Genomic DNA, 16,800 nt, shown 5'->3' with positions numbered 1-16,800 from the left:
AACAATTTATAAACAATTTATAAATAAATACTGGGAGTTACTTTAAGAAAAAAAAGTGTGTCTTACATGTAAGCTTTTTTACATGTAAGACACAAGAGAAGCTTATGCTTAGGCAGATTCGGGGTTGTATTTATCTACAATAACCGCGCACGCGGCATCGCCGGTGATGTTTAGGGCGGTGCGAATCATGTCAAAGATGCGATCAAGGGCAAACAACAAGGGTAAGCCCTCGATGGGAATTCCCGCGGCGATGAGTACCGCAACGACTAAAAACGTAGGCCCAGGCACGCCCGCTTGGCCGATGGCACCGATGGTGGCGGTGAGGATGATGGCGATGTATTCGCCCATGCCAAGTTCCATCCCAAAGACTTGGGCAAAAAAGATAGCCACAAGACCGTAATAAATGGCATTGCCGCTCATGTTGATGGTCGCCCCCAAAGGCAAGACAAAGGCGGCGGTAGACTTGGCAACGCCGAGTTCTTTTTCACATGTTTCGATGGTAACAGGCAAGGTTGCCATGGAAGAGGCGGTGGAAAGGGCTACGGCTTGGGGTTTTTTCATGGCGCTCATGAATGCTAACACGGGGGTGTTGGAGAAAAACTTGACCAACAAAGGGTAAAATACAAACCCATAAATGAGAATAGCGACTATATAAACAATAAAAAGCTTCATCACAAGAGTTAGCATGGAAAAACCAAAAGTTCCTACTGCGTCAGCCATGAGGCCAAAAACCCCCAGAGGTGCGATGCGCATCACCACGTGAATCATCCAAATAAACGCGTCAATGGTGGCATTTAGCGGGGAAAGTACCGCCGCACTTTTGCTTTTTTCTAGCTTAGAGATGGCGATGCCAAAAAAGAGACAAAAGACAAGGATTTGTAAGATGTTCGCATCGGTGAGGGACTGGAACACGTTGGTGGGAATCATGCCCGTGATGGTGTCAAAAAACCCAGGAAGCGCCCCTTGGTCGGCGTATTTGGTGGAAAACATGCCCTCAACACTGCTCAAATCCAGCCCGCGTCCTGGGCCAAAAACTTCACCCATAAACAGCGCAAGCCCCACGGCTAACGCGGAGGTTCCAAGGAAAAACCCAAAGGTAGTCACGCCAATTTTCCCCGCTGAGGGGCTGTCTCCAAGCCCTGCAGCCCCAGCGATGATGGAGATGGCCACCAAAGGGATAACAAGCATCTTAATAAGATGAATAAAGATAGTGCCAAGGGGCGCGAAGATTGCCGCACTTTCGCCCATGAAGGCGCCAACCAGTGTGCCGATGACCATAGCAATAACAATCTGAACGCCGATGTTACGCATGAGGCCTTTCTTTTGTGTGGTCAAAATGTATCCTTTGTTGTGGAAGTGGTAGTCAAAAAGAGCCCAGAATAGCGGGTTTTTGTGTATAAAAACAGCACAGCCTCTTTTTAAAGTAACAGGCATTATACATTTTTTTGATGGAATAAAAAGAAAGGCTTTTGGGTCGCCAGAATAAAATTTGCGTATAATGCGCCCTTTAAAACCCTTACATGTAAGAATGGAAACGATGCACACCTTAACAGACATCCTTATCAAACAAACAGGTCTTAGTGCGACCGCGGTTACCAACATTTTAACCCTCCTTGAAGGCGGGGCGACGGTGCCTTTCATCGCACGCTACCGCAAGGAGATGACCGAGGGGGCGAGCGATGAAGCGTTGCGCGATTTTGAAAAAATCGTTGAAAGTGCCAAGCACCTTTTGGAGCGCAAAGCCGACGTGGCAAGGCTTATTAGCGAGCGCAGTGTGCTAGATTCCGCGCTCAAACACCGCTTAGAGGCTGCCCAAACCCTCAGCGAAGTGGAAGACATTTTTCGCCCCTTTAAAGAAAAAAAGAACTCCCGCGCCCAAAGTGCCATCCAAAAAGGCCTTGAACCCTTAGCAGACGTATTAGAAAAAGGCGACGAGGCGATGTTTTACGAGAAGGCGAAAACCTACGTGGGCGAAAAGGTCGCTTCTGTGGAAGAAGCCGTGACAGGAGCCCAGGACATCCTCGCGGAACGTTTTGCGGATGCCCCAAGGGAGCGTGAAGCGGTGCGCACGCTCATGCTAAAGCACGGCGTTTTGGAAGTGAAAAAAACCAAAACCTTTGACGAAAAAGGGGCTTTTGTTTCTCTGGCCGATGCGCGTGAAAAGGTCGCCTTCATCCCTTCTCACCGCTACCTCGCCCTCATGCGTGGGGTCAAAGAAAAGCAACTGAGCGTCAAGATGGTCGTGGATGTGGCGCGCATCGAAGCAAACATTTACCAGTACAAACTTCCTAAAAACGCCAAAAATCCCTTCCTTTTTGAGGCGTACAAAGACGGCTTGAAGCGGTTGTTATTGCCCTCTTTAGAGCGCGAAGTACACGGCCTTTTAAAAGCGCGTGCCGATACCGCCGCCATCGACGTGTTTGGCAAAAACCTCCACCAACTGCTCATGAGCCCGCCCGTGCAACAACGGGTCATTTTAGGCGTTGACCCCGCCTTTCGCACGGGGTGTAAGCTTGCCGTGATTGACATGGAGGGAACCTACCTTGCCCATGAAGTCATCTACCCCACGCCTCCCCACAATGACACGCAAGGGGCGACCGCTAAAGTCGTCGCACTTGCCAAACGCTACGCCATCACCGCGGTGGCTATTGGCAATGGCACAGCCTCGCGGGAAACCCAAGAGTTTTTTGCCGCGCTCAACGCCAAAGGCGAGGTGGTGTTGCCTTACACGGTGGTTTCAGAAGCGGGTGCATCGGTCTATTCGGCCTCTAAGATTGCCTCGGAAGAGTACCCGCAGCTTGATGTGAGTATTCGGGGTGCCATTTCCATTGCCCAGCGGTTGCGTGACCCTATGGCAGCGTTAGTGAAAATCGACCCCAAAGCCCTTGGCATTGGGCAGTATCAGCACGATGTGGACCAAAAACAGCTAGAAAAAAAGCTCCAAGACGTGACGCAAGATTTGGTCAACCGCGTGGGAGTAGATGCTAACTCCGCTTCGGTTTCCTTGTTGGGGTATGTGGCAGGCATCGGCCCTAAAGTCGCCAAGGCGATGGTCGCTCACCGCGAAGCCCATGGACGCTTTACATGTAAGGCGGATTTACTAAAGGTAAAAGGCTTGGGGGCCAAAGCCTATGAGCAAGCCGCAGGATTTGTGCGCATCAAAGAGGGTAAAAGTCCGTTGGATAACACGGGCGTGCACCCTGAGAGTTACCCTCTTGCGCTGGCGCTCTTGAAAAACCCAGATGCCTCGCCCGAAGGGCTTATGGCGACCTTTGGCGCGGGCGAAGCAACGCTCAAAGACATCGTTTTTGAGCTGCAAAAACCAGGCTTTGACCCCAGGGAGGCCTTGCCGCCCTTGCCGTTTAAAGAGGGGGTGAGCGACATTGGGATGCTAGAAGAAGGGAGCGTGGTTTCAGGGGTGGTGCGCAACATTGTAGATTTTGGCGTGTTTGTGGATATTGGCTTGAAAAATGACGGGATGATTCACCTCTCCAAACTCTCCTCAAAGCGGGTGGGGCATCCTTTGGAAGTGGTGAGTTTGAACCAGTATTTGCCCGCCATCCGTGTCATCGGCATTGACCTTGCGCGGGGCAAAGTGAGTTTGAGCCTTGTGGAGGAAGGGTGATGGAACTCACAGAAGTCACCACCCTAGCCACACCCGAATTTGCCCTGTACCGCACCTTGCGCGATGGGGCAGTGAGTGCCAAGGGAGAGTTTATCGCCGATAGTCCCAAGGTGGTGTGCATGCTCTTAAAGCAAGGGGTGCAAGCCTTAAGCCTCCTAGCCACTCCTACTTTTTACGCACAAGAACGTGCGCTCTTGGAGCCTTTGCAAGGCGTAACGTTTTTTGTGGCAAGCCGTGAAGTAATGGAAGGCATCGTGGGCCACACGGTGCACCACCATGTCATGATGCATGGCCTTCGCCCGTCACCTTTGCCTCTTAATGCACTGGGCGAGCGGGTGCTCATGAGTACGATGCTCTCTAAGAGTGAAAATCTAGGCGTCATGGCGCGTAGTGCGGCGGCTCTTGGGGTGGATTCATTAGTCTGTTCGTCACAAGGTGCGCATCCTTACGGGCGGCGTGTTCTTCGGGTTTCCATGGGGCATGTGAGTCAGCTTAGGTTCCATGTGTACGACGACACAGTGGCGACGATTTTGGCGTTAAAAACCTTGGGGTATCACGTATTTGGCGCGGAAGTAACGCCTAAGGCAACGGCCTTGGCCCAAGTGCGCGTACCAAAACGTTGGGTGTTAGTAGTGGGCAATGAAGGGGAAGGGCTTTCCCCTGAGGTGTTAGCCGTGTGCGATACGTGCGTGCAAATCGAGATGGAAGAAGGCATCAAAAGCTTCAACGTGGGCGTGGCCGCTTCCGTGCTCATGTACCAGTTTGTGCATGGACTTAAAGCACCGGAGTAAGTTCAAGGGTAAAAGTGCTAACCCCTGCTTCGTGGGTGTAGTGGTAAGGCAAAGCGTGGAGGCGAAAAACGGCTAGGGCGATGTAAAGTCCAAAGCCAAGGCCACGGGATTCTTTTTGTTTGGAGCCTCCTAAAAAATAGGGTTTGGCGTAAGAATCAAGAGGGTGAGGCAAAGGGTCGCCGTGGTTGGAGATGGATAAGGTTGTGCCTTTACATGTAAGGCGCGCGCGTCCATCGGTACTGTAGCGCAGGGCATTGTCTGTGATGTTTTTAAGGGCCACACAAAACAAATCAAAGTCTACATGTAAGGTTTGGGGGTCGGCAGATACCTCCAAAGGCGCGGACTCATCAGGGAGCAAATCCCGCACTTGGGCCACAATGTCATCCAAATGGTAAGGTTTACGCACGAGGGTGAGCTCTCCCGCCCCTAGTTTTTCGATGCGCGCGAACTCTTCCAGCATCTGTTCTTGGGTGTCAAAAAGTACGTCAAGTTTGGTTTTATAAGGAGAGTCTTCCAACATGGCAAGGGCTAATTTCCCCTTGGTGATGGGGGTTTTAAGTTCGTGCATGATGTTGCGCAAAAACAGTTGCCGCGCTTCTTTGAGGTCTTTTATCTTTTGCACCGTGTCATGAAAGGCATTAGCAAGGGCGCCAATCTCGTCTTTGCTGTGGCTGCGAGGAGGTAGGGTATAATCTCCCTCCGCCAAGGCTTCAATCCGCGCTTTCAGGGGCAAAAGGGGGCGAATGCTGCGTAAAGTTAACACATATAAAAACACCAACGCCAGACCAATGAGACCAAACACACTTACATGTAAGGGGTGTGAGGGGTGAAAAGGAGTCTCATAAACGTGTACGGATGCCTCTTTTGAAAAAACCAAGGCATAGAGTTTGCCTTTAAATGCAACAATTTCCAAAGGAAGCATACGCCGTCCCATCTCTCCTTGGCGGCGAAAAGGTGTGGGAGAAAGGTTTTTAAGTAAGGGTGCTAAAGATGCAGCATTTTCGGGGATTACATACCCCTCTTGAGCGAGTAAAGCTGTATCAAGTTGTCCAGAATGGGGTGAGTAGGCACTACGAAAGAGGTTTTGGGTAAAACGGCGCACTTCAAACAATTGCTCTTTTTTTTGGTGCAAAGTAAAGCTTGTTCCCACTGCCACAAGCCCTGCTAGAGCGATGCCAAAAATCAGCGTGATTTTAAAAAAAAGGCTATGGTACCACTTCATCCAGCTAGCCTGTACCCGATGCCGCGCACCGAATGGAGGTGTTTGGGTTCTTTAGAATTTTCGCCCAGTTTAGCGCGAATACGGCTGATGAGCACATCTAGGCTTCGGCTTTCGCTCTCTTCGCCAAGGCTTGGCGCGGCACCGATGAGCTGTTCCCGTGATACCACACATCCGTGTTGGTGTACTAGCGCACCTAGAACTTCAAATTCGGCACGGGTAAGCTTCAAGGGCGTTTGGCGAAAGTATATAAGCCCCGCTTTTTCATCAAGAGTAAAAACAGAAGCAGGAGCAGGGGTGTCTTGAACTCCTTTTTTGTAGCGCCTTGCAACACTGAGGATGCGCGCATAAAGCTCCTTGGGGGCGTAGGGTTTGGGCAGATAATCATCCGCTCCCAAAGAGAGGCCAATGACCTTATCATCCAAATCGCTGCGTGCGGAAGAGATGATGATGGGGATGTCGCTTTTTTGGCGCACTTCGCGGCAAATCTCTAGCCCGTCCATGCCTGGTAAGGAGAGGTCAAGAATCAGCAAATCGTATGGAGTGATGGCTAAAGCGCTAATGCCAAGATAAGGGTCTTCGTAGTTGGTGACGTGGAGGTTGTATTGGGCTAAAAAAGCACACAACAGTTCGGCGAGTTCGGTGTCATCCTCAATCATCGCAATCTTCATGGCAAGGTCCTAAAAGGTTTTGGAAAGTATAACACGGGTGGGTTGATGGAGTGTTAACAAAGTTCGGATTCTGTGGCCTTTTGAGCCACAGAAAAGAAGTTATTGTAGAAGCTCTTTTTCATCGATATAAAAAGGAACACCTTTGAGGCCTGCTTGGAGGTACTTACGGCGCAGTTGGTTCATTTGTTCGACCTTATCATCCGAAACAGTCGCATCTACGGTTGCTGCTTCGTCAAAATACTTACGCAAAAGAGCGATTTTGGTGGCGTCATCTTTGGCTTTTGCTACACCTTGGTAGATGAGGTAGCTTTTTTGCAATGCCGTTGTATCGTGGACGGGCGTGAGGATAAGGCGGAGGTTGTGGGTCTTTAGGCGCTCTTCCACAGTTTGCAGTTCGTTGCGGCAATAAGGGCACTCTGGGTCAGAAAAAACCACCATAGTGGGCTTGTTTTTGTCATTTCCAAGGGCAATAATGTTGTTTTTGCTCTCTTGTTTGTATAAGGTGCCAAGCTTTTGTCCCAATTGCTTTTGTTCAAAAGATTGTTTCATGGAGACGCCAGAGTTTAGGTCAATGATGTCAGGAAACATCAAGCCGTCTTTGGCAAATAAGGTAATGACCTGACTTTGGGTGCCATCACTCAACTTGGTTGATACTATGTCGTAGCCTTTAAGTTCGCTAAGGGTTTGGCGACTTTCGATGGTGACGCTAATGTTTTCGGGAACTTGGGATTTGAAGTATTCGATTACTTGCGCATCGGTGGCAGCAAAAAGCGAAGACGTGGCGAGAAGGGCGACAAGACTAAGGTGTTTCATAAAGAACCTTTCGTATGTTAAAATGCGCCCATTATACAAGCCTTGAGTAAACCAAAGCTAAATTTTAGTGTTCTATAAGGAATCTCGCATGGAAAACCCCAAAAAAACAGAAATAGCCCAAGAAATAGCCGCACTTGTCGAGTCGGACCCTCACGCAACACCGCTCGATTATGAAGTGTTGATGTTGATGGAAGAGGCCGAGCTCAAGGCAATTCGCGATAACCTTGAGCGCACCAAGCGCACACGCAATAACGAAGCATGGTATGACGAACTGGTACAAAAATGTGGGAAATGAGATTTCTAAAAAAGAATTGATACGGCGGTATTAGTGCAATAAGGGATGTTTTTATGTTGCCATTTAGGCTATAATTTAACCTATCGGCTAAAAAGCAAAAAGAGAAAATACCTTTACATGTAAAGCTTATTTTCCAAGGAGTCCACTGTGAATTTTCGCCATGGTTCCCTTCGCATTGTTGGAGTATATGCGCTTTTTGCCGTGCTTTGGATTTTGTTTTCCGATGCCGTGTTGGGCTTTTTTGTTGATGATGTTTCGCTGCTTAATGTCTTGCAAACGTACAAAGGCCTCGCTTTTGTGGTGACAACCACGGTGTTGTTATACGGATTAATTCTTTCTCACTTTCGCTCACTCCAACACATTCAATCCCAACTCAAAGAGCAAAAACAGCGCTTAGAATACGTCATTCAAGGGGCAGGGCTTGGGTATTGGGATTATGATTGTGTGACCAAAGAACATTTTGTTAACGAGACGTGGCTGAGTATGTTGGGACTTACGCGAGAAAATTTAAAAGGCGAGGTTGAGGACTGGTTAAGCCTCTTGCATCCGGAGGACAAAACCCTTGCCCAAGAGGCTATCGCCAAAGCGATGGTAGGATTTGCCTCTTATGTTGTTGAGTTTCGGATGCGCCACCGTGATGGCCGTTGGGTGTGGATTGAAAGTTCAGGTGCCGTGGTAAAACGTGACGAAAAAACAGGAGAACCGTTGCGCCTAGCAGGAACACATAAAGACATCAGCGAGCGTAAAGAAGCCCAAGAAGCCATCACTTTTCTAGCCCACTATGACCCGCTAACAAAACTTCCAAACCGTATTCGCCTAAAAGACGAACTTGCAAAGCCTTTTTACACCAAAAAAGTGGCGCTGTTGTTTTTGGATTTGGACCATTTTCAACGGGTCAATGATGTGCATGGGCACAGTTTTGGAGATAAGCTCATCGAGGCGGTGGCAGCTCGATTTAGGGATTTTGCCCAAGACGTGGGCTTTCTTGCGCGTATGGGGGCAGATGAATTTGTAATGATCACCTCAGATACAGACCATGCTTATGCACACGGGATTGCTTGGCTTGAGAGTTTAAGAACGCCTTTTAGGGTTGAGGGAAGGGTGATACATGTAAAGGCAAGTGTCGGGGTTTCGTTGTTTCCCTCTGATGCTAAGAGCACCGAAGAGCTTTTTAGAAATGCTGACACCGCTTTGCACGAGGCAAAAAATTTGGGCAAAAATCAGGTTGCTCTTTATGCGAAAGCCTTGACAGAACACATTATCAACATGGATACCTTAGATAAAGAGCTTCAAGAAGCCCTTGAATCAGATGCCTTTGTGTTGCATTACCAGCCTCAATTTGATTTGTCAGATTTAAGCGTTGTTGGGGCAGAGGTTTTGGTGCGATGGCAACATCCTACTCGAGGGCTTTTGTCGCCTTATGCGTTTATCCCTAGGGCAGAAGAGAGTGGGTTTATCGTGCCACTTGGGTGGTGGATTATTGAAGAATCTTTAAAGCAATTAGCGCTTTGGCAAGAAACTGGGGCGTTTAAAGGAACCCTTGCCATTAACATCTCAACCCTTCAAATCGAAGAAGAGAGCTTTGTTTCAGCAATGCAAGCCCTATGTAAACACGAAAAGATTGCACCTTCGTGCATAGAGCTAGAAGTGACAGAAAGTTTTGTTATGAAAAATACCCAAGAGAGTATCAGTAAGTTATTGGCTCTTAAAAAAGCAGGGTTTAAGCTTTCAGTAGATGATTTTGGTACGGGTTATTCGTCCTTAAGCTACTTAAAACAGTTGCCCATTGATAAGCTCAAAATTGACCGTTCTTTTGTTAAAGATACCCCTCGTAGCGAAGAAGATTGCGCGATTGTGAAGGCCATTATAGCCTTAGCCAAGAACCTTCACTTGGAGGTCCTTGGCGAGGGAGTAGAGACACCAGAGCAATCGTTGTTTTTGAAAAAGGAGGGATGCCATTTGGTCCAAGGCTATTTATATGCCAAGCCCATGCCTCCAGAGCAGTTGGTGGCATTAAAACAAAATAATTAAAAGCACTTTTTAAAATATTTTCTTAAGATTTTACTGAAGAAAACCCCAAAAAAGTCTCAATAATATCCCATATCTTAATTTATAATGGTCACCAGAATGCAAATCTTTAAAGGAGATCGTATGTCACCAAAAATTTGGAAGATGATCGCCCCTGTGGCGGTCGTGGCGGTGTTTTGGTTTATGCCAACACCCGAAGGGCTAACCCCTGAAGCGTGGAAATTCTTCGCTATTTTCATGGGTGTGGTAGTGGGTCTTGTGCTTGAGCCTATTCCAGCCGCACTTGTGGGCTTTACGGGAATTTCGCTTGTGGCGGTGCTTGGGCTTATTGACCCAAAATCATCGGAAAATATCAAGTGGGCTTTATCGGGTTTTTCTAACACGGTTATTTGGCTCATTTTTGCGGCGTTCATGTTTGCCCTTGGTTATAAAAAGACGGGCCTTGGACGACGTATTTCACTGGTTTTAGTAAAATACCTTGGCAAAAGCTCTTTGGGTCTTGGTTATGCGGTCGCCTTTGCAGATTTAATCCTTGCCCCTTTTATGCCCTCTAACACAGCGCGTAGTGCGGGTACTATTTATCCAGTGGCTAGCAACATTCCTCCTATTTTTAACTCTACCCCAGATAATGAGCCACGCAAACTTGGTGCTTACCTTACGTGGGTTGCTCTTGCCTCTACGTGTGTGACAAGCTCTATGTTTCTCACCGCGCTTGCGCCCAACCTTTTGGCGGTCGATTTGATTGCTAAGGGCACAGGTAATGCGGTCATTACATGGGGACAATGGGCTTCAATTATGATTCCTTTAATGTTGCCTTTGTTTTTATTGGTGCCACTCATCACTTATGTGATTTACCCACCAACCCAAAAAACCTCTCCTGAGGCTCCAGCGTGGGCAGCAGCTGAGCTTAAAACCTTGGGCGGGATTAAAGGCAAAGAGATTTTGATGGGTGTACTTGCCGTTGTGGCCCTTGTGTTGTGGATTTTTGGAAAAGAAGTGGGTATTCATGGTACAACCGCGGCGATTGCGATTGTAGCGGTGATGGTACTTACTAACGTCATTACATGGGATGACGTGCTTTCTAATAAAGAAGCCTTTAACATCTTGATTTGGTTTGCGACCTTGGTGGCGATGGCCTCTGGGCTTAGTAAAACGGGTGTGCTTAAATGGATGGGTACAGGACTTGAGGGTTACTTGGTAGGTATGACACCCACCGTCTTGATGCTTTCTATGCTTCTCATTTTCTTTGTGCTTCACTACTTCTTTGCTTCTGTTACAGCACACACTACAGCACTCTTGCCTCTTTTCATGGCGATTGCTGTGCAGATGATTGCGCCTGAGCAATTGGTTCCCTTTAGTATCTTGATGGCTGGTACCTTGGGTATCATGGGTATTTTAACTCCGTATGCTACAGGACCATCACCGATTTGGTTTGGTTCACGCTTTATTCCAACAGGAACTTTTTGGCTCCTTGGTGGCGTATTTGGTGCCCTTTACATCGCTGTTTTATTGGTGGGTGTGTTTATTTTCGTCTAACCTTCTTCTTTCGTCGAGCCTTCGGGCTCGGCTTCTTCTTTGCGCATCCTTACATGTACTGCTAAAAAATCTTCAACACTCGTCTTAATGTCGTAATTTTCTGCACGCGCTGCTTCTGCCATCGCAGAAAGCCTAGGTTCATTTAATAAAAGTGATTTAATGGCATGTGCCCACGTGGAGGAAAAACGTGTAGAAAGAATGAGTCCACAAGGGCGAGTAGTGCTTGCCAAAATAGTGCGCGGGCCCCCTTGGTCAGAAACGACAACAGGCGTGCCGCAGGACAACGACTCAAGCACCACTTGCCCTAGGGTTTCGGTGAGTGAGGGAAAAACAAACAAATGGGCTTTGGCATACAAAGCAGGCAACGCTTCTTTGGGTTGTTTTCCCAAAAAATGCACCCCAAGCGCCTCTCCTTGGGTGCGCAAAAGCGGATGGGTACATTCCCCTACGCACCACAACTGCACCGCCTGAGGGCCTAAGAGGTTTTGGAGGATTTCCCACACTTCCCACAAAAATCCTATGTTTTTTTCAGGACTAATGCGCCCCACGTACAGCAGGGTCAAGCGCGCTTCTTTGGGGAGGGCTAAGGGCGTAAATACCTGTGTGTCTACTCCGGCTTTAAATAGTGTGAGGGTTTTGTGAAGAAGGGGTTGGAGTTTGGGGATTTCACTTTGACTACGGGCAAAGAGCAAAGAAAAGGGTTTGTAAAACCAACGCATAGACATTTGGGTGAGGCGTTTTAACCCCCAAAGGGGCAGGTTGTTGTGCACGTAAGAAGGAAAATCGGTGTGGTACACCCCTGCAAGGGGTTTGTGGTATTTGCGTGCCAAGGCGCGTCCAAGCAAACCAACGGGGCCAGGCGTGGAGACATGCACAAGGTCGGGGTCAAAGGTTTCAAACAAAGTTTTGGCGTGGGCGTAAGAGGGAAAACTAAGGTCAAGTTGGGGGTAAAAAGGCATGGCAAGGCGTAGGCGTACAGGAAGGTTTGTCCAGTTTTTAAAAGGAAGGTTGCAAGATTTACGCGTTGCCGTGACAAGATGAAAGGCAGGGCAGTGGGTGCCAAGGTCTTGCAAAAAGCGCGACACGCCGTTGGTGTCGCATAGGGTGTCGGTAAAGAGAAGTATCTTCATAAAAAAGTGTAACGCAAAAGGGTTACTAAACCCTTACATGTAAAGGAGATTGGCCCTTTACAGGGCCAGTGTCTCACTCGATAGGAATAGCAGGATTAAGACTGGAAGTATTGTGTAAAAAGTGGCGGTGTTTTTCAAACTGGTCGATGATGTCCGTGGCGATGACGTCTTCATCGTAGCCGTAGATGTCGTACGCCTTGTTGCCATCTTGCAAGTAGACTTCCGCGCGCCCGTATTTTTTCTGGGCTCTTGAAGGATTAACAGAATCAGGGAAGGCAAAGGTGGGGGTGTCGCCCGTTTTGATGCGCACTTCATAAATAAAATCCATATCACCTGAGTGTTCAACCCTAAACGTTGCAACTCCTTTGGTGTCATCATGGTTAATGTCCACTTCCCAGTGGTGGTCTTCAAGCTCTTTTTCTACCAAAAGCATGGCTTTGACCACATCTTTACGAATGTAACGTCTGGTCTCTTCCACGGAAGGAAACTCGATAAGCCGACTGAGCCGTGATTTCCACGTACCACTGATTTTGCCATGGCGTCCTGCGTTCATGTGGTGCTGTAAACTCTCATAGCGAATCGCCTCAAGGTGCAACGCGCGCCACAAGCCCCAACACGCCACAAGCATAATCAATGCAAAAGGCAGCGCGATGGCGATGGACGCTGATTGCAGCGCTCCAAGCCCTCCAGCGATGAGTAAGGCCGCGGCCACAACCCCTTCAAGTACGGCCCAAAAGATGCGTTGCCACACAGGGTTGTTGTCTTTACCGCCTGAGCTGATGGTGTCCACTACTAAAGAGCCCGAATCCGAAGAAGTCACAAAAAATGTCACCACTAAAAGCACCGCCAACACTGAAGTGATGCCCGAGAAAGGAAACAGTTCCAAAAATTGAAACAAGGCAGTGGAAACATCCGCAGAAACCGCAGCCGAAAGAGCATCGGCTCCTTTGTTCATAATGGCGTCAAGAGCGCTGTTGCCAAAAACAGTCATCCAGACAAAGGTAAAGCCTACAGGCACAAAAAGCACGCCCGCGATAAATTCACGGATGGTGCGTCCTCTTGAAACACGGGCGATAAACATGCCCACAAAAGGGGCCCACGCTATCCACCACGCCCAATAAAAGAGCGTCCACCATCCCATCCATGGCGTGCTGTCGTAGACGTGTTGGTTGAAAGTCATGGAAACTATACCACTGAGGTACGCTCCAATGTTTTGCACGAGGGCACTAAAAAGAAAAAAGGTTGGCCCCGCCAAAATAACAAAGAGCAACAAAAGCCCCGCGAGGTACAAATTGAGTTCCGAAAGGCGTTTAACGCCCCCATCAAGGCCAAGTATGACCGATACGGTTGCAATAGCAGAGATAAGGGCAATGAGAATGACTTGGGTAGTGATGCCCACAGGAATATCAAAGAGATAATTAAGCCCTGAGTTGATTTGCAAGACTCCAAAGCCTAGCGACGTGGCCACACCTAAGATGGTGCCAAGGACCGCAACCGTGTCAACGCTGTGTCCGATACCTCCATAGATGCGCTCTCCAATGAGTGGGTAAAGCGCAGAACGAATAGAAAGGGGAAGCCCGTGGCGAAAGGAAAAGTAGGCTAACACTAACCCCACAACCGCATAAATAGCCCATGCATGCATCCCCCAGTGAAAAAAGGTGATCTGCATGGCTTCGCGTGCGGCTTCTATGGTACTTCCTTCGCCCACAGGTGGAGAGGTGTAGTGCATCACAGGTTCGGCCACACTCCAAAACATAAGACCAATCCCCATGCCCGCTGAAAAGAGCATCGCAAACCACGAAAGGTAAGAGTAAGCTGGCTTTGATTGGTCTGGTCCTAATTTAAACCGACCATAGGGAGAGACCGCCAAAAAAACCACAAAAAGGGTGAAAATACCCACACTGAGCATGTAAAACCACCCAAATTTTTCTGCAAGGAGTTCCTTTGCACCGTTAAATACCTCGCCCGCGTGGGTGGGCATGAGTGCGGCGTAGAGCACTAAAATACAAAGAATGACAACCGAGGGGATAAACACCGGTTTGAGCATTGTTGTTTTGGGACTACTGTCCATAAAGCCTCCTGTGTGTTGTTTTAAGTGTTTTATATTGTGAGATAAGAAAGAAGGTCATTATAGCAAAAGAAGCCCTCCTTGTGTAGCACAAGGAGGGAAGTGATTATTTAGAAAGGGTAAAGGCGCGAAGGTTTTCCTCAAGATGTGCTGCAGAATCATTAAGATTGGAAGCTAGGGAAAGCATCTTGGAAGTAACGCTTTCCATGGAAGAAGCTTCTTTAGAAAGTCCTTCGGTCACAGAAACAATGGCACTGGTTTGGGTGCGTTGGTCTTTGGAGTACGCTTGCACGCCAAGCAAGTCTTTTTCAAGGGCCTTAACGCCATCATTGGTGACTTCAAAGGCTTGTAACGCTTCTTGGGTGTCGCCAATGACGTGCTGTAAGCTTGATGCGTTTTGTTCAATGTTGGATGAGACGTCTTTGGCCGAAGCGCGAATCATGGAGACGATGTGTTCGATGTTGGTGGTAGCTTTTTGGGACATTTCGGCTAGGTGACGCACTTCATCGGCAACAACTGCAAACCCGCGCCCGTGTTCTCCTGCGCGCGCGGCTTCGATGGCGGCATTAAGAGCGAGAAGGTTGGTTTGGTCGCTAATGTCTTCAATGCTTAGTAAAATGGTAGCCACTTCGGTGGTGGCGTTTTCCAAGGAGCGGGCGAGGTCAATCATCTGTGCCGAATCTACCGAAACGCGCTCTAAGTCTTTAAGAGCAGCGGTCACTTTGACAATGGAAGCCGCGTTGGTTTTAAGAAGTTCTTGGGATTCTTGAATGGTTTTGGTGGTAGTGGTGTCGATTTGTTCGCTAATGTTGGCAATGGCATGGTTGCGGGTTGTGATGGTTTTGGTTTGTTCTAGCATGGATTTAGCGGTGGCTTCAAGGTTTTTGGCCGTGCTATCAACCACGGTTGCTACGGATTTGACCTCTTTGGAGGTGTTGACTACAAGACCCAGCTTTGAGCTGAGGGTTTGGACAATCGTATTAAACAAAGTGCCAAGATTGGAGATTTCATCGCTTCCTTTAAAGTCAAGCTTTCCTGTAAAGTCCCCCTGTGACATGCCACTAAAAGCTTTCGCAAAAACTTTGAGCTGAGCAACCAAAATCCGCGGGAAAAAGACTGCCAAAAAGAGCATCACAGCCGCCACACCCATGGCCAAAACATTTAAAATGGTCATGGTTTTATTGAGAGCATCGTTGCGCTCTTTGAGAGTTTCCACTCCTTCCAAGGTGTGGCGCTGAATGACAAGGGCTTTGGCGATAACGTCCGTACGGTGCGCCTCATTGTTAAGAATAATAGCGCCAACCTCATCAACAAGCGCGGTAAGTTTTGGACGCAATGTCACCAGAGAAATTTGGCGCGCCCGTTCGTCTTGGTTTTGGATAATAAGGCTATCCATTTGTGAAAAATCGTTGGCGATAGTGTCAAGCTGTGCTTTACATGTATCGCACTGGGAGAACTCTTTTGCTTTAGCCAAAAAGCGTTCAAAATCAAGATAGTAGGCTCCATCTTGCAAGGAAGCGTAGTGTTGTTGGGAGGTTTGCATACGCTCTAAAATAGCTTTTAACCCTGTGTAGTATGTAATGGAGCGCTGGACTTCATTGAGGTCTTCTAGCTCTTTAATTTGGCTCTCTACTTCTGTTTCAATAGCATTAAACGTGCTTTGGATTTGGCGCTCAGAAAAGAAAAAAGAGACGGTCACAACCGTGCCATAAAGCCCAAACATCAAAAAGAAAGAAAACACAAGCAAAAAGATTTTGGTGACCAGTGTAAGTTTGAGCCCCATGTTACTCTCCTTCTCTAGCAGACACAAAGGATTTGTTAATTTCGGTTTGTGCTTCTTTGGTGTAGACGTAGTTTAAAAATTCTTTTACATGTAAAGAGGGGTTGCCTTTGGTTAGAAGCACCAAAGGACGTGAAATGGGGTAGGTGCCATTGGCGATGGCGTCATTGGTGGGTTCAGCCCCGCCTACGGCCACAAACGAAAGCCCCGATTGGCTTGTGGCAAAAACCATGCTCACCGGAGCGATAGCTCCAGGGGTTTTGGCCACATATTCGGCCATTTGGGCAGGCATATCAATTTCAGTGATAGTAGGCGCGTAAGTGCCAATGAGGGTTTTGGTGTTAAAGACGATTTCGGTAAAGACAATTTGTGTTGCCCGCTTGTCGGCTAAAATTTCCACCACTACATCAATGGCGAGGTCATTTCCACCCACCTCTTTCCAATTAGTGATGTTTCCTGCAAAGATGTCGGCAAGTTGTTGCATAGTCAGAGATTTAACAGGATTAGAAGCATGGGTGATGACCGCAATGGCGTCATACCCGACGATAAAAAAGCGCAAATTAGCTTCGCGCATGGCAGCAGAAACGGGGCTAGAAATGCCAGCGATGTCTGCTTGTCCTGCGATGAGGTTTGCAACTCCTCGCCCAGAACCTGGGCTTTCGATGCTGGTAAATTTGTGGGATGATTTTTGTTCAAACTGTTTGGCAAGTACGGGAAAAAATGTCTGGCCGATGGTGGAAGAACCCGAATAGGTAAGCTCAGCACTAAAAAGCGTAAACACAAAACATGCCACAAGGAGAAGAATGCGCATCGTAAAATCCTTTGAGAAGATTGCCCAAATCTA

General features: G+C 48.1%; 13 protein-coding genes. 5 read left to right on the top strand and 8 right to left on the bottom strand.

Annotated features, from left to right (window positions below):
- Positions 1 to 108: 108 nt before the first annotated feature.
- Positions 109 to 1,335 carry a dicarboxylate/amino acid:cation symporter gene (locus tag JWV37_RS09230; protein WP_240332140.1) on the bottom strand — a complete coding sequence of 409 codons (1,227 nt, stop codon included), beginning with the start codon at positions 1,333 to 1,335 and terminating at the stop codon, positions 109 to 111.
- A 202-nt stretch (positions 1,336 to 1,537) separates the two neighbouring features.
- Here JWV37_RS09230 and JWV37_RS09225 point away from each other — a divergent pair, with 202 nt between their 5' ends.
- Positions 1,538 to 3,625: a helix-hairpin-helix domain-containing protein gene (locus JWV37_RS09225; RefSeq protein ID WP_205459520.1), complete on the top strand. Its 2,088-nt coding sequence runs from the start codon at positions 1,538 to 1,540 to the stop codon at positions 3,623 to 3,625.
- Complete coding sequence (locus JWV37_RS09220) at positions 3,625 to 4,416, top strand: TrmH family RNA methyltransferase (protein WP_205459508.1); 792 nt, start codon at positions 3,625 to 3,627, stop codon at positions 4,414 to 4,416. The genes JWV37_RS09225 and JWV37_RS09220 overlap by 1 nt, the downstream gene beginning before the upstream one ends.
- Here the strand turns inward: JWV37_RS09220 and JWV37_RS09215 are convergent.
- The 3 genes from JWV37_RS09215 to JWV37_RS09205 all read right to left on the bottom strand — a co-directional run bounded on the left by JWV37_RS09215 (position 4,400) and on the right by JWV37_RS09205 (position 7,119).
- The gene (locus tag JWV37_RS09215) at positions 4,400 to 5,638 is read right to left on the bottom strand and encodes an ArsS family sensor histidine kinase (protein ID WP_205459507.1); all 1,239 of its coding nucleotides are present in this window, start codon (positions 5,636 to 5,638) and stop codon (positions 4,400 to 4,402) included. The two genes, JWV37_RS09220 and JWV37_RS09215, sit on opposite strands and share 17 nt — an antisense overlap.
- Positions 5,635 to 6,306 carry a response regulator transcription factor gene (locus JWV37_RS09210; RefSeq protein ID WP_205459506.1) on the bottom strand — a complete coding sequence of 224 codons (672 nt, stop codon included), beginning with the start codon at positions 6,304 to 6,306 and terminating at the stop codon, positions 5,635 to 5,637. The genes JWV37_RS09215 and JWV37_RS09210 overlap by 4 nt, the downstream gene beginning before the upstream one ends.
- A 99-nt stretch (positions 6,307 to 6,405) precedes the next feature.
- Positions 6,406 to 7,119: a thioredoxin fold domain-containing protein gene (locus tag JWV37_RS09205; protein WP_205459505.1), complete on the bottom strand. Its 714-nt coding sequence runs from the start codon at positions 7,117 to 7,119 to the stop codon at positions 6,406 to 6,408.
- A gap of 88 nt (positions 7,120 to 7,207) precedes the next feature.
- On the opposite strand from JWV37_RS09205, the gene JWV37_RS09200 reads away from it, so the two are divergent.
- The 3 genes from JWV37_RS09200 to JWV37_RS09190 all read left to right on the top strand — a co-directional run bounded on the left by JWV37_RS09200 (position 7,208) and on the right by JWV37_RS09190 (position 10,978).
- A complete protein-coding gene (locus JWV37_RS09200) occupies positions 7,208 to 7,414 on the top strand; it encodes a hypothetical protein (RefSeq protein ID WP_205459504.1) in 207 nt (68 codons plus the stop codon).
- A gap of 147 nt (positions 7,415 to 7,561) precedes the next feature.
- Positions 7,562 to 9,445 (top strand): putative bifunctional diguanylate cyclase/phosphodiesterase, encoded by a 1,884-nt coding sequence (locus JWV37_RS09195; protein ID WP_205459503.1) that lies wholly within the window; start codon positions 7,562 to 7,564, stop codon positions 9,443 to 9,445.
- A 120-nt stretch (positions 9,446 to 9,565) separates the two neighbouring features.
- The gene (locus tag JWV37_RS09190) at positions 9,566 to 10,978 is read left to right on the top strand and encodes a DASS family sodium-coupled anion symporter (protein WP_205459502.1); all 1,413 of its coding nucleotides are present in this window, start codon (positions 9,566 to 9,568) and stop codon (positions 10,976 to 10,978) included.
- Here the strand turns inward: JWV37_RS09190 and JWV37_RS09185 are convergent.
- From JWV37_RS09185 to JWV37_RS09170, 4 genes are all read right to left on the bottom strand, one after another.
- Positions 10,975 to 12,108: a glycosyltransferase gene (locus JWV37_RS09185; protein ID WP_205459501.1), complete on the bottom strand. Its 1,134-nt coding sequence runs from the start codon at positions 12,106 to 12,108 to the stop codon at positions 10,975 to 10,977. The two genes, JWV37_RS09190 and JWV37_RS09185, sit on opposite strands and share 4 nt — an antisense overlap.
- A 73-nt stretch (positions 12,109 to 12,181) precedes the next feature.
- Entirely contained in the window at positions 12,182 to 14,179 is a 1,998-nt protein-coding gene (locus JWV37_RS09180) for a BCCT family transporter (protein WP_205459500.1), read from the bottom strand.
- A gap of 103 nt (positions 14,180 to 14,282) precedes the next feature.
- On the bottom strand, positions 14,283 to 15,959 hold the full coding sequence (locus tag JWV37_RS09175) for a methyl-accepting chemotaxis protein (RefSeq protein WP_205459499.1): 1,677 nt from the start codon (positions 15,957 to 15,959) through the stop codon (positions 14,283 to 14,285).
- A gap of 1 nt (position 15,960) precedes the next feature.
- Positions 15,961 to 16,767: a phosphate ABC transporter substrate-binding protein gene (locus JWV37_RS09170; protein WP_205459498.1), complete on the bottom strand. Its 807-nt coding sequence runs from the start codon at positions 16,765 to 16,767 to the stop codon at positions 15,961 to 15,963.
- Positions 16,768 to 16,800: the final 33 nt, after the last annotated feature.

Source organism: Sulfurospirillum tamanense (assembly GCF_016937535.1).
In the GTDB taxonomy this organism is placed as follows: Bacteria; Campylobacterota; Campylobacteria; order Campylobacterales; family Campylobacteraceae; genus Sulfurospirillum_B; species Sulfurospirillum_B tamanense.
The sequence above is the reverse complement of the archived record's forward strand: the minus strand, read 5'-3'. Positions and strand labels throughout refer to the sequence as shown.